The sequence below is a fragment of the Prevotella dentasini JCM 15908 genome (genome assembly GCF_000614065.1).
GTDB classification, from domain to species: Bacteria; Bacteroidota; Bacteroidia; order Bacteroidales; family Bacteroidaceae; genus Prevotella; species Prevotella dentasini.
On record NZ_BAKG01000001.1, the window covers coordinates 105,104 to 118,897 of the forward strand.

Consider the following 13,794-nt stretch of genomic DNA (forward strand, 5'->3'; position numbering starts at 1 on the left):
CTGTAGGGACAGACCCCGTGTCTGTCCGTTTGCTTTTCCTGCTCTGGATGAATCAGTCTGCCTTTTGTCCGTAGCGCACTCTCTTTGTTGTCAGGCTGTTTTCGGGAATTGCCCCCATTTATCTAAATCATGGATAATGGTTTATGGGTCGGACAGACACGGGTCTGTCCCTACGCGTCGAGTGGTTTCTCTTTGGTTGCAGGGAGGTATCCGTTTGTCTGTAGGGACAGACCCCGTGTCTGTCCGTTTGCTTTTCCTGCTCTGGATGAATCAGCCTTGTCTGTTGTCCTTGCCGTGCAGGCACGATAAAAAAAAGGGGAACCACGGACAAATGTGCCGGATTCCCCTTTATATGTAAAAGGTTTTTTTGACCTAAATATTACTTCTGCTCAAGTTTCATAACTGGCTTGGCAGCGTTGCGGAGCATGAACGGAGCCTTGAATACGCCTGCACCGGAGTTCTTTTCCATGCGGGAAGGAACGGCCTTGGCCTTGGTGGCCTTCGCACCGGCAGTGGCAGGAGTGGTGAACTCTACCTTGGTAAGCGGACCCCACTGGTCGTTTATGTTCTTGGCCATGGAGCAAGCGTAGTAGGTAGTGCTGGGGTCGGCGTTCCATGTAGCGTTATCCACTCCATACTGGTTCCAGTACGGGTCGTTGGGATTATCCTCCATCAGCATCTTCTTCACGCCTTCCTCACCCATGTCGGCCTTGTCGAAGCCTTCCTTGGTGATGATGATGTCGCGGTGAAGCGAGCACTGGTCGTTAGGAGTGTAGACTACGCGCTGGTAGTGCTGCTCGTTAGATTTTCCAAACTCCTTTATCTCAATAGAAACCTCTGCCGTGCCTTCTCCTCCGAGCTTCTTTGTGGTAACGGGAATGATGACCATCGGGATGTAGGTCTCGTTGTTGTCCCATGCCTGCACGTAGATTTCGTATTCCGTACCCGGAATCATCTTCTCCCAAGTGTAGGTAGCCTCTGCGTTGCTCTTGACGCCCCATGCCTTGATCATGTCGCCCATGTTGCTGAAGCCCATCATCGGACCGAACTGTTGGAACTGCTGCTCTGCAATTCCCTTCTCAAAGATGACGTAGGCATAGCCCATTACGTCAGCGTTAGGGGTGAACTTGGCCGTGATGGTCATAGGAGTAATCTCGGTAACTTCGCCCTTTATCTCAGGATTGCCTACGAGGGGTTTGTCGGGAGTGGTGAACTCTGCCTTCGACATGCTGCCTGCAACACCGTACTGGTCGTAGCCGAGGGTGATGATGGCGTAGGAAGTGCTGGCCTTGAAAGGCATATCGAATCCTGTCATCTGTGCGTTGGTGAAGTCTTCTGACTGCATGCTGCCTGCAACATGGTCGAAATAAGATTCTGCTGTAACGTCGTCGGCTATGCGGTCGGCAATGTTCTTGGGGATACAGGCGAATCGGTAAGCCTTGCATGCAGGGGTCTTTGTGATGGCTACCCAAATGGTATCGCCACTATCGCCTGAATTATAGTTAAGGTACTTTACGTCGGCGGCAATCTTTCCTTCCTGAGTTGCAAAGGTGATGCTGTCTATGCGAGTAACGTCAAAGGCCTTTTGGGAATTTGCTTTGTTGATGATGAGTCGGTTGGGTTCGGTCTGTGCAAGTGCAGCGAGACTGATGAGTGCCGTGAGGCAGAGGGTTATGATTTTCTTCATTGCTTTACGAATTTAAGGGTTTTGTTGTTTACTCTGATGATAAAGATACCGTTGCTGAGGGCAGAGGCGTCGATAGATTCGCCGTCGGCTACCTTGGCACGCAGGACAATCTGTCCGCTGATGTCATAGATGGTTGCCAGAGCAGGCTGTGAGCCGATGCCATGTACGGTCAGGAGGTTCTCGCGGAGAGAAATGGTGAGTTTCCCGGTTTCCTGACGGGTCAGTTGGCCGATTCCGTCGGTAAGTCCGACAAACTGTAGATTCTTAATCGTGGAGAGTTTCCACAAGGCTCTACTTTGAAGTTACTTCCTACGACGTGCATCCCGTCTTCACCAAAGGTGATTTTTTGGATGTCCGTCAGCGCGTATTCGCCGGTCTGCCCACCGTTCAAAGGGGTAACGACCAACTTAGCCTGCGCGTGGAGCGAACTGGAACCCATAGCCATTATGGCTGTCAAGACGCTAACGAGTAGTTCTTTCTTCATAATGCTTTTTGGTTAAAGTTGATGAATTTAATTAGGTTTGGCTACAAAAGTAAGCAAATATTTTGATTTGCCATAGTCGGGGAGGCTTTTTTTCATTGCTAATTCGTGAAATAGTAACCGAAAATGGCCATTCCTCGCGCCTTTAAGTGTCGGGATGGAGGTGCCGGTTGGTTTATGCCCGGTGTTTTCCAAGATGGCTATTTTATGTCTTTAGGCTTGGGAGGGTGTGTGAGTTTCCTATGTTTTTCCTTTGTATAGCCTTTCCCAAATGTTCGCGTAGCCTTTTCTGAACTTTCGTATTGCTTTCCCCGAGCGTTCGTGTAGGTGGAAAGGAGGAATGGAAATACGCCCTCTGCTTGCCGTAGGAGAGGGTGTTGTTCCTTCAAACAGTCTCTGTCGGGTGTGTAATTGAGTGGTTGTGTACCTTTAAATAATCGTTGTCGGGCATGCAGTCAGATGGTTGTGTAGGGCGATATATTAAGTTTAGGGCATAAAAAAAGGACTACCGCTGTAGTCCAACCTTTGTTAACCTTAAATCTAATACTATGAAAAACACATTGCAAAGATAGGTATTATTATTTATATGTGCAAGAGTTTTGTGCTCTTTTTGCAATAATTTGCTTTTTATTGATTTATATCAAGTATTTGGCTCCTATCATTCGGCAGAATTGTAAAATATGAAAGCAGTATTGTCTTTTTGGTTTACATAATATCAAAGTGCCCGGGCAAGGATGTGGGACTGGCGGGGAGAGGCTGCCTGCCGGGTCAATTCATGTTTTCTGTCAGGGGGGTGTCCGTCTTCTATCGGGATGTTTCGTGCCATGGATATTTTCATTCTGCCGGTTGTCTTGCGGATTACATTCTGTCAGAAGGTTGGTGCGGTTTCTCCTACGGGTTTAGGTGAAAATCCTATAAAACTACAGGAAGTATGCCGTCAAAGTAACATTTTTTTGCGATAAACGAATAAAAAGTGCGGTACAATTTTGTTTCTATAAGAAAAATATCTATATTTGCAAACACCAAGTGTAAGCAACAGATATATCTAATATAAATTAAAATATTTACTATGAAAGTCTATGAGTATCAGGCTAAGGAAATCTTTGCAGCTTATGGTATGGCTGTCCAGAGAGGTTTCGTATGCCGCACACCGGAAGAAGCAGTAGAGGCGTATCGCAAGTTGAACGCAGATTTGACAGTAGTCAAGGCGCAGGTTCACACAGGCGGACGTGGAAAAGCCGGCGGCGTGAAGCTGGCGAAGAGCGAAGAGGAAGTAAAGCAGCGCGCTACCGACATCCTCGGTATGAGCATTAAGGGATTTGTGGTAGACCGCGTCCTTGTTGCCGAGGCTGTAAACATTGCTTCCGAGTATTACGTAAGTATCGTTATTGACCGCAAGACCAAGGGTGCTATCCTCATGCTTTGCCGCGAAGGTGGTGTCGATATTGAGACGGTAGCAAAGGAAAGTCCTGAGAAGATTGTCAAGATTCCTATTGATCCGCTCATCGGCCTGCCCGATTATCTTGCCCGCGAGGCAGCTTTCCATCTCTTCGACGACATGGCCTCTGTCAAGCAGACGGTGCCAATCCTCCAGAAACTTTACAAGCTCTTTGTCGAAAAGGACGCTTCACTGGCTGAAATCAACCCGCTCGTGCTGACAGAAGAAGGCAACGTGATGGCCATTGACGCCAAGATGACCTTCGACAACAACGCCCTCTTCCGCCATCCCGACATTTTCGAGATGTTCGAGCCTACGGAAGAAGAGAAGAAAGAGCAGTTTGCAAAGGAGAAGGGCTTCAGCTACGTGAACCTCGGCGGCGAAATCGGCTGCATGGTGAACGGTGCCGGCCTGGCCATGGCAACGATGGACATGATTAAGCTCTACGGCGGCAACCCGGCAAACTTCCTTGACATTGGCGGAAGCTCCAATCCTACCAAGATTGTAGAGGCTATGAAGCTCCTCCTCTCCGACGAGCACGTGAAGGTGGTTCTTATCAATATCTTCGGCGGTATTACCCGTTGCGACGACGTGGCAAAGGGTCTGATAGAAGCATTCAAGATGATTGACACGAACATGCCTATCGTTATCCGTCTGACGGGAACCAACGAAGCTGAAGGCCGCGAACTCCTCAAGGGCACAAAGTTCAACGTGGCACACACGATGGGCGAGGCCGGCAAGATGGCAGTGGAACTGGCAGCCAAATGCTAAGAGATAATAACCGAACAATCAACAATAAATAAAAACACTGAAACAATGAGTATACTTATCAACAAGAATACACGACTGATCGTTCAAGGTATCACTGGTCGCGACGGCAGCTTCCACGCCAAGAAGATGAAGGAGTACGGCACCAATGTTGTGGGCGGTACATCTCCCGGCAAGGCTGGACAGGAAGTAGAGGGAATCCCTGTTTTCAACACCGTTAAGGATGCAGTGGAGGCTACACAGGCCAATACCTCCGTCATATTCGTGCCGGCTGCCTTTGCAAAGGATGCCATGCTCGAGGCTGCTGACGGCGGCATCAAGCTGATTATCTGTATTACTGAAGGCGTTCCTACACTCGACGTAGTGGAGGCTTACCGCTATATCCGCGACAAGGGTGCCAATCTGATTGGCCCGAACTGCCCGGGTCTGATTTCCCCGGAGGAGAGCATGGTCGGCATTATGCCTACCAACATCTTCAAGAAGGGCCATACAGCGTCATCAGCCGTAGTGGTACGCTTACCTATCAGGTGGTTGCCAACCTTACCGAAAGCGGTATGGGACAGACCACTGCAGTAGGTGTGGGCGGCGACCCCATCGTTGGCCTGTACTTCCAAGACCTGCTTGAGATGTTCGAGAACGACCCCGAGACAGACAGCGTAGCCCTGATTGGCGAAATCGGAGGCGATGCCGAGGAGCGTGCAGCAGAGTATATCCGCGACCACATGACCAAGCCGGTAGTTGCATTTATCTCCGGCCGTGAAGCTCCGAAGGGCAAGCAGATGGGCCATGCAGGTGCCATCATCTCCAGCGGTTCTGGTACGGCAGCCGAAAAGATTGCCGCTTTCGAGGCCGCCGGCGTACCAGTAGCTCGCGAAACCAGCGAGATTCCGGGTCTGTTGGCCGAGAAGCTGAAGAAGTAAGTGAGGAAATTCCACTCCCTTTTCTCCCTTTCAAGGGGGAGAGAAGGGGACGGGATTCCGCCAGAAAATACATTTAGTGATACGGGCATGTGCTTGTATCAGTATTGAAGTGCATTTTTACAATCGTAGAAATGCACTTTTTTATGGCAACGCAGTCTTGCAGGCTTCTGCAGAGTGCCTTTTGTCCGTCTGTATTTTTCTTGCCGATACCGCTGACAAGTCCGGCCGGCACCCAGCACACCCATTGTGGCCATCTGCTACCTGTCAGCCCCATTCCTCTGTACTCCCTCCCGTGCTTCTCTGCCTATACGCAATCATAAAACGAAAGTGCCGCTTTCGCAGTGTCAAAGTGCCTTTTTCGCATGGCGAAAACGGCACTTTCGTTTCTCAGACTCTATTCTTTTGATTATCAAGCGTTTACAAGCCACAGGGAGACAGGCGTCCTACAGCCTCATCCCTATGCCTGACAGACTGACGGAAAACAAACAATCGCGGCCCCTGTCCTTTCAGTTCTCCCCCCTGATGTTTCGCGGATGGTGCTCAAGTATCTCCTGACGGAGCGTAGTCGTGTCGATATGGGTGTAGATTTCGGTCGTTCCGATGCTCTCATGCCCCAGCATCGACTGAATGGCACGGAGGTCGGCACCACCTTCAAGCAGGGCAGTGGCAAAGGAATGGCGGAGGGTATGGGGCGAGATAGTCTTGCCTATGCCTGCGTCGAGAGCGTACTTCTTTATCATAATGAGCACCATCGTGCGCGTGAGGTGGTGTCCCCGGCGGTTCAGGAAGACATAATCCTCCTCGCCCGGCTTTATCTTCATTACGTTGCGGTCCATGAACCAGTAGTTCAGCTCTTCGATGGCGCGGGGCGAGATGGGCACGAGCCGTTCCTTGGCTCCCTTGCCCATCACGCGGACATACTGCTCTTCGATATACAGATTGGAGAGACGGAGGTTCACAAGTTCCGAGACACGCAGGCCACAGGAGAAGAGCACCTCTATGATAGCCTTATTGCGATGCCCTTCCCATTTGGTAAGGTCAATGGCGTTTTCGAGCTTATCCACCTCGGCGGTGGACAATACTTCGGGCAAATGTTCGGGCTGCTTGGGCGACTCGAGCAGTTCCGTCGGGTCGCTCTTCAGGTATCCGTCAAGCACGAGGTAGCGGTAGAACTGCCGCACACCGCTGAGAATACGTGCCAGCGAGCGTGCCCCGATGCCAAGGTCGCTGACAGCTGCGGCGAAATGCTCCAGATTGTCGAGTTCCACGTCCAGTATGTCCACCCCTTCGCCTTTCAGATAGTCGGTGAGCTTGTTCAAATCGCAGGTGTACGCATCGATGGTATTGGGCGAATAGCCCTTCTCCAGTTTGAGATAGCGTTGGTATCTGCGGACGATATTCGCTGCGGAATCTTTCTCTGTTTCCATTTTATTTTCTTATTTTTGCATGTTGAACAAGCAAACGGATGGCAGTCTTCCATCGGGCGTATCCCTTTCGGAACATGAACGGCCATGCAGAGGCAGACGCCCCGGGCTGTCCGACTTACTCAAATGGAGCAGGCCGATTTCCCCGTCTGTCCCTGCACCGCGGGCAACCGGCTGCGCCAGTCCGCTCTCTTGGACATGCAAAGATACGAAAAACAAAATGAAAATGAAAGTAATCATCGTCAACGGACCCAATCTGAACCTCCTCGGCGTACGCGAACCGGGCATCTACGGCAGCGAGTCGATGGAAGCCTATCTGACGAAGCTGCGCCGGCGTTACCCCGATGTGGAGATAAATCACTATCAGAGCAACGTGGAGGGAGAGCTAATCAACAAGTTGCAGGAGGCGGGATTCTCCTACGACGGCATCATTCTCAATGCCGGAGCCTACACGCATACGAGCATCGCTCTGCTGGACTGCATCCGTTCGCTCCGCACTCCGGTCATAGAAGTACATATAAGTAATGTAGACGGCCGCGAGGAATATCGTCGCCATTCCATGATTGCCCCGGGCTGCAAGGGTACGATACAGGGATTCGGACTCGATAGTTACCGATTGGCAGTGGAGGCGTTGCTGGGCGATGGGGAGAGAGGGGCAGGATGAAGGCATCAGGTGCCGATGGACGCCTGACACCCGGCCGTACGTCAATACCTGACATCCATCCCCCAAATGCCCGACGCTTAGTCCTCCCCACTCGCAAACAATAGTATTCACCACCACCCGACGTCTTCCACCCAACACCAAAGGCCCCTCGCCCGATACCCAATGACCGACATTTCCTCCTACATCCGCGCCCATTCGTCGCCCGAGGGCGACTATCTCTACCGGCTCTACCGCGCCACCAACATCCACACCATCCACGGCCGCATGGCGAGTGGACACGTTCAGGGACGCCTGCTGAAGATGCTCGTAGAGATGATACGCCCCAAGAACGTGCTCGAAGTGGGGACTTTCAGCGGCTATTCTGCCCTCTGCATGGCAGAAGGACTACCCGACGGGGGCAAGATATATACTTTCGAGATTAACGACGAGATGGAGGACTTCACCCGTCCGTGGCTCGAAGGCTCTGCCTACGCCGACAAAATAGACTTCCGGATAGGCGATGCCAACACAGAAGCTCCCCGGCTTGGCATAACCTTCGACCTTGCCTTCGTCGACGGCGACAAGCGCACGTATGTCGAAACCTACGAGACGGTGCTCTCCCTGCTGCGCCCCGGCGGCTACATTCTGGCAGACAATACGCTTTGGGACGGCCATATCATCGACCCTGCCTACGACCACGACCAACAGACGCAGGGCATCCGCCGGTTCAACGACCACGTGGCGCAGGACGAGCGCGTGGAGAAGGTGATGCTGCCCCTCCGCGACGGACTGACGATTATCAGGAAGAAATAAGGCCGACTGCCCCGATTCTCCTCCGAAAGGGAGGTCGGCGGAAGAGCCTGTCAGCCTATTTTGCCCGACCGTCTCAAAGTAGCCGCAAAGTTCAAAGCCCAAATTGGCAAGTTCAAGGAAAATATCGTATCTTTGCACTTCAATACTATCATTCAACGAAATTATGCAAGAAACAAGACAAAACCGCATATCGCGCCTGCTCCAAAAGGAACTGGCAAGCATCTTCCAGAGCCAGACCCGTGCGCTGCACGGCGTTCTCGTAAGTGTTACCCGGGTGAGGATAAGCCCCGACCTCAGCATCTGCACCGCCTATCTGAGCATCTTTCCCTCGGAGAAAGGAGAGGAACTGCTGAAGAACATCAACGCCAACGAGAAGACAATCCGCTACGATCTCGGCCAGCGCGTACACAACCAGCTGCGCATCATACCCGAACTGCGCTTCTTCATCGACGATTCGCTCGACTATATTGAGCGGATTGACGAGCTGCTGAAGAAATAATGGCCAATTCGTAATTCAAGATTCATAATTCAAGACATCGGACATGGCCATCGCCGGTTGGCAGAACCGCAATCCCGGATAGTGGCCATTACCGCCTCAAACATTCTCTTCCGCCCCTGCGGATTCCCTGCCTGAAGGAGCCGGACTAAGGACGAGACATTCCCGTATGAACTTCCCCTTTTACATAGCACGCCGCTATCTCTTCTCAAAGAAGAGCACCCACGCCATCAACGTTATCAGCCTGATTTCCGTTGTAGCGTTGCCGTTGCCACGATGGCCCTCGTCGTCGTGCTGAGCGGCTTCAACGGCTTCTCCGACTTGGTGGCCTCGCTGTTCACCAACTTCGACCCACAACTGAAAATCGAGCCTGCCAAGGGAAAGGCGACGGCTGCCGACCTCCCCATACTGACGCAGATAAAGCGGCTGCCCGAGGTGGAGGTGGCGACGGAATGTGTAGAAGACCAAGCCTGGCGGTGTATCACGGCAAGCAGGCCATGGTAAAGGTGAAGGGAGTACAGGAGAATTTCGACTCGCTGACGCACATCAGCGACATCCTCTACGGCGACGGAGACTTTGAACTCAGCACCGCCAACCTGCAATTCGGAATCATCGGCATACAGGTGGCGCAGAATCTCGGTACGGGAGTGGCATGGCAAGACTACCTGCATATCTACGCACCGCAGCGGAAGGGACAGTACGATGCTTCCAACCCGATGGATGCGTTCGTGCAGGACTCGCTGCTGTCGCCCGGGGCAGTCTTTCAGGTGAAGCAGAGCAAGTACGACAGGAACTATATCGTTACTTCCCTCGATTTCGCACGGCGTATCTTCAACCGCCAAGGTGAGATAACCTCCTTGGAACTGCGCCTGAAAGCCGGTGCCGACATAGACGAAACAAAGGCGAAGATACAGAAGATGGCAGGCCGACAGTTCACCGTAAAGGACCGATACGAGCAACAGGCCGACACGTTCAAGATTATGCGGATAGAGAAACTCTTCGCCTACATCTTCTTTACCTTCATACTGATGGTGGCATGCTTCAACATCATCGGGTCGCTCTCAATGCTGATGATAGACAAGAAAGCCGACGTGGAGACGCTGCGCAACCTCGGTGCCACGGAGAAGCAAATCCGTCAGGTGTTCCTCTTCGAAGGACGCATGATTTCGGTAGGCGGTGCCGTCATCGGCATCGGGTTGGGACTGCTGCTCTGCTGGCTTCAGCAGACCTACGGACTGGTCCGTCTGGGCAGCGAGGCCAGAAGTTTCATCATCGAGGCATACCCCATCAGTGTGCATCCGTGGGACATCGTTGCCATCTTCTTTACGGTATTGCTTGTCGGGTGGGTTGCCGTCTGGTATCCCGTGAGGTATATGAGCAAGAGGATGGTGTAGGCATAATTCCCACGCTAAGCCTCGTTCACCGGGAAGAAAGCCCAACGGGGGAACACCGCTACTAACAGGCTGACTATCAGCAGTATATAAACAAATAGACGAAAGTGGCACTTTGACCATGCGAACAAGCCCGTTTAGCAGTGTCAAAGTGCCACTTTCGCATTGCCGGAAAGCCGTTGCGGCATATCAGAGCCGCCTAAGCCATAAACCGGGTCAACACCTCTCTGCCCCCTTTCGCCCCGTCCGCCGTTGCGGGATTCGTGCCCCTGCCATCAGGACAAGGCTTCTGCATCTCCCTCTTTTTTCGGAGAGGAGCGGAAGGCAGGCCTATATGTCCTCCTTAATCCGGTTATAGAATTGCTCCAAGATGCCCAGTATATCATCCGGAAGATAGCCGACAGCCTTGTTAATCATCCACTCCGGCACATCGTAATAGGCTTCGGCCACCGACCCGGCTATGCAGGCCTTCGTGTCGGTATCACCGTCGCAGAGCACCGCAAGGCGGATAGTGTCCTCGAAACTATTGGCATCCATGAAGCAGCGCAGGGCCATCGGCACAGTCTCCTGACAAGTTCCGTCGAAGTGGTTTTCCGAGCCGATGCGCAGAATGTCGCGCATCGGAGGCAGCTCATAGCCGAAATACTTCCTCACCTTCTTCTCCACGTCGTTCTTGGTGAAGCGCATGTGCCGCAGCCACAGGATGGTCTCGGCAATGCACCGCGCCCCCTTGATGCCCTCGGGATGGTCGTGGCTGACCGCCGCACTTTTCCCGGCCTCCTCCAGAACGTCCTCCCAGTCGTCGTAGAGCCAGCCTATCGGGCTGACGCGCATGGCCGACCCGTTGCCGAAAGAATTCATGGGGTGAGGCTCCTCCGAGTTAATCCATGCGTAGAAGCGGCTGCCGTAGCCGCCCATTGGGTCGGGATAGCGGCGGCACCAGTCCAGAAGCGACTCCTGATAGCCGCGTCCGTTCATCACCGCATCGGCAATGGCGATGGTACAGATAGTATCATCGGTATATGAACATTCGGGAGTAAATAGCTTGAAGTCTTTCTGCGGAGCGGCCCCGAACTCAAAACGGGAGCCTACAATATCTCCTATAATTGCGCCAATCATGATGTATGTGAAGAAGCCAAAAGTGGATTCGGTAGTACTCCGACCGGGAATCGAACCCGGATCAAAGGTTTAGGAAACCTCCGTTCTATCCATTGAACTATCAGAGCATATAGCGATGGAGGAATGGCATCTGCCGACAAAGACCGTGCACTGCACCGGGCGGCTTTTCCATTCCTACCTGCAAAGATAGCCAAAATTTTTTATTCTGCCGCTATTCCTGTACTTTTTTCTATCAGCACATCAATTTTTGTTGTTTTCACAAGCCGTTTTCGTCCGGCCATCTTGCCAGAACGGCTATTCTGTTAAATTCGTGTTAAAGTATTAAATAATGTTTTTTTTAATTGATAATGACCTACCTTTGTTGTCAATATACTATAAACGTTACGCTAATCATCTGTAAATCGTTATGAAAAGACAACCATTTATACTCTCCGCCTGCCTTGCCGCCCTCACGGCACAGGCACAAGCCGTGCGCGATACAGCCAGCACGGATACCCTGAAGATGGACGAGGTGGTGGTAACACACCAACGTCAGCTCGTCAGGAACGACATAGAGAAGCTCACCTACGACGTACAGCACGACAAGTCGGCCAAGTCGAAGAGCACGCTGGAAATACTCCGCAAGGTGCCCATGGTAACCGTAGACGGTCAGGACAACATAAGGGTGAACGGTTCGGCCTCATTCAGAATCTACAAGAACGGACATCCCGACCCGAGCTTCTCGGGAAGCAACGTCAATGAAATCCTGAAGACCCTGCCGGCGAGCAATATCAAGAAGATAGAAGTAATTACCGACCCGGGCGCAAAGTACGATGCGGAGGCACGGACGCCATTCTGAACATTGTACTTGCCGACAACTCTCACCTGCAGGGCGTTGCCGGCAACGTGAATATGCGTGCCAACTCTTATGGCTCATACTATGCAGGCGGCTATCTGACTACACAGGCGGGCAAGCTGATGCTTGCCGCTACCTACAACTACGGCAATCAGAACAAGCGGCAGACCGAGTTCTGGGACGAAACTACCTTCAGCTACGTGAGGACGGGCGAGCGGTCGCAGGATAACTTGCATCAGTCGACAGCGGCAAATATCCACAGAAGCGACGTCAGCATGAGTTACGACGTCGATTCGCTCAACCTCATCAGTGCGTCATTCAACGGCTTTTATTACAAGGTGGACCAAAACGCCATTAACGGTCTGGCCCGGTGGGATGCCGCCGACAACCTCCTCTATCGGTATAACAGCCGGACTTCGCTCCCCGGCTACTCGTATTACGACCTCGGCGGACGGGCCGACTATCAGCACAAAACCCGCCTCAAGGGTGAGACGCTGACCCTCTCGTACATGCTTTCGGCTTCGAGGCGGCACGAGATACGGCGGCAGGAGTACTCGGAGATGGTAAACATGCCTGTCAGCTACTCGGGTTACAGCCGGAACGCGCGCGAGCGGTTTACCGAGCACACCTTCCAGATAGACTACGTGCGCCCCTTCGGCAAGCAGCACAAGGTGGAAACGGGTCTGAAATACATTCTCAGAGACAACAGCAGCAGCTCGCTCATGGACTATGACGGCCTCGTGGCTGACGAAGAGAACCAGTTCAGCCATAACACGCAGGTGGAGGCAGCCTACCTCTCCTATCTTTTTAATTCGGAAAAATGGTCGGCACGGGCCGGACTGCGCTACGAGCACAGCTACATGAAGGCGGAATATCCCGACGGAAGCAGCACGGACTTCCACCGGAACCTCAACGACTGGGTGCCGTCTGCCAGCGTCCAGTACAGGATTACCGACAGGCAGTCGCTCCGGCTTAGCTACAGTACGAGCATCTACCGCCCCGGCATCAGCTATCTGAACCCTGCCGTCATCAGCACACCGACCACCATATTCTTTGGAAACTCCGCCTTGGGCAGCAGCCGCAACCAGAACATCAGCCTCAACTACATGCTGGCAAGCCCGAAACTGACGCTGAACCTCACACCGTTCTGCTCCTTTAGCAATAACTCCATTACCCGGCTGAAGCACGAGGAAGACGGAAAGGATGTAACTACCTACGGCAACCAGATGCGCAAGAGGTCGTTCGGCATCAGTGCCTACACGCAGTGGCAGGCTTTTACGGGCACAACGCTCAGCCTGAACGGGAACATCTTCCACAGATATGTTTCCATTCCGCTGCCGAGCCTGTCCAATTCGGGCTGGACGGGCAGTGCTTTCCTGAGTCTGGAACAGAAACTGCCGTGGGAAATCAGCCTCGATGCCAGTGTAGGAGGGACGTTCGGACGGCCCATTTACAACGTGTACTTTTGGGGAAACCGATGGTATAACTACAACTTCTCCCTGACGCGCGACTTCCTGAAGGGCAATCTGTCGGTCAGCCTCAACGCCAACATGCCCTTTACCACTCGCGTGCGCGATACCACCCGAACCATTCAGGGCGACTATACGGGCTACGACATGTCGTGGAACAAGTGCCGCAATTTCAGCATCCGCCTCAGCTGGAAGTTCGGAAAGCTGAAGTCGGGCGTCAAGAAAGCCGAGCGGTCTATCCGGAACGACGACTTGGTGGGAGGAATGGAGCATTAGTCCGAAGCCTGTTCCAAGTACTTGATTTTCAGCT

11 protein-coding genes, 1 tRNA gene and 2 pseudogenes are annotated in these 13,794 nt (G+C 52.6%); 8 read left to right on the plus strand and 6 right to left on the minus strand.

Annotated elements, in window-relative coordinates; genetic code table 11:
- Positions 1–379: 379 nt before the first annotated feature.
- From JCM15908_RS00445 to JCM15908_RS14945, 3 genes are read right to left on the minus strand one after another with little or no spacing between them, the layout of a single operon-like run.
- Entirely contained in the window at positions 380–1,687 is a 1,308-nt protein-coding gene (locus tag JCM15908_RS00445) for a hypothetical protein (RefSeq protein ID WP_025001843.1), read from the minus strand.
- Positions 1,684–1,974: a T9SS type A sorting domain-containing protein gene (locus JCM15908_RS14940; RefSeq protein ID WP_234396334.1), complete on the minus strand. Its 291-nt coding sequence runs from the start codon at positions 1,972–1,974 to the stop codon at positions 1,684–1,686. The genes JCM15908_RS00445 and JCM15908_RS14940 overlap by 4 nt, the downstream gene beginning before the upstream one ends.
- Positions 1,908–2,171 carry a hypothetical protein gene (locus tag JCM15908_RS14945; RefSeq protein WP_234396335.1) on the minus strand — a complete coding sequence of 88 codons (264 nt, stop codon included), beginning with the start codon at positions 2,169–2,171 and terminating at the stop codon, positions 1,908–1,910. The genes JCM15908_RS14940 and JCM15908_RS14945 overlap by 67 nt, the downstream gene beginning before the upstream one ends.
- A 1,066-nt stretch (positions 2,172–3,237) precedes the next feature.
- On the opposite strand from JCM15908_RS14945, the gene sucC reads away from it, so the two are divergent.
- Both sucC and sucD read left to right on the plus strand, forming a co-directional pair.
- Entirely contained in the window at positions 3,238–4,377 is a 1,140-nt protein-coding gene (gene sucC / locus JCM15908_RS00455; RefSeq protein ID WP_025001844.1) for an ADP-forming succinate--CoA ligase subunit beta, read from the plus strand.
- Between the two features lie 45 nt (positions 4,378–4,422).
- A pseudogene (gene sucD, locus JCM15908_RS11370) lies at positions 4,423–5,294 on the plus strand (succinate--CoA ligase subunit alpha).
- A 506-nt stretch (positions 5,295–5,800) separates the two neighbouring features.
- Here sucD and xerA read toward each other — a convergent pair.
- Positions 5,801–6,721, minus strand: a complete 921-nt coding sequence (xerA, locus tag JCM15908_RS11375) for a site-specific tyrosine recombinase/integron integrase (protein ID WP_036892415.1) — start codon at positions 6,719–6,721, stop codon at positions 5,801–5,803.
- Positions 6,722–6,944: 223 nt separating this feature from the next.
- Between xerA and aroQ the strand changes: the two genes are divergently transcribed.
- From aroQ to JCM15908_RS11380, 4 genes and pseudogenes are all read left to right on the plus strand, one after another.
- Positions 6,945–7,382 carry a type II 3-dehydroquinate dehydratase gene (gene aroQ, locus JCM15908_RS00475; RefSeq protein WP_025001845.1) on the plus strand — a complete coding sequence of 146 codons (438 nt, stop codon included), beginning with the start codon at positions 6,945–6,947 and terminating at the stop codon, positions 7,380–7,382.
- A 162-nt stretch (positions 7,383–7,544) separates the two neighbouring features.
- Complete coding sequence (locus JCM15908_RS00480; RefSeq protein ID WP_025001846.1) at positions 7,545–8,174, plus strand: O-methyltransferase; 630 nt, start codon at positions 7,545–7,547, stop codon at positions 8,172–8,174.
- Between the two features lie 163 nt (positions 8,175–8,337).
- Entirely contained in the window at positions 8,338–8,673 is a 336-nt protein-coding gene (gene rbfA / locus JCM15908_RS00485; RefSeq protein ID WP_025001847.1) for a 30S ribosome-binding factor RbfA, read from the plus strand.
- Between the two features lie 166 nt (positions 8,674–8,839).
- Positions 8,840–10,064 (plus strand): annotated as a pseudogene (locus JCM15908_RS11380) (FtsX-like permease family protein).
- Positions 10,065–10,391: 327 nt separating this feature from the next.
- Here JCM15908_RS11380 and JCM15908_RS00495 read toward each other — a convergent pair.
- Both JCM15908_RS00495 and JCM15908_RS00500 read right to left on the minus strand, forming a co-directional pair.
- The gene (locus tag JCM15908_RS00495) at positions 10,392–11,180 is read right to left on the minus strand and encodes an ADP-ribosylglycohydrolase family protein (protein WP_025001848.1); all 789 of its coding nucleotides are present in this window, start codon (positions 11,178–11,180) and stop codon (positions 10,392–10,394) included.
- 35 nt (positions 11,181–11,215) lie between these two features.
- Positions 11,216–11,287 (minus strand) — tRNA-Arg (locus JCM15908_RS00500).
- A 299-nt stretch (positions 11,288–11,586) separates the two neighbouring features.
- Here JCM15908_RS00500 and JCM15908_RS14950 point away from each other — a divergent pair.
- Entirely contained in the window at positions 11,587–12,018 is a 432-nt protein-coding gene (locus tag JCM15908_RS14950; protein ID WP_234396336.1) for a TonB-dependent receptor plug domain-containing protein, read from the plus strand.
- A 53-nt stretch (positions 12,019–12,071) separates the two neighbouring features.
- Entirely contained in the window at positions 12,072–13,760 is a 1,689-nt protein-coding gene (locus tag JCM15908_RS11385; protein ID WP_234396337.1) for an outer membrane beta-barrel family protein, read from the plus strand.
- The last annotated feature ends 34 nt before the right edge of the window (positions 13,761–13,794 follow it).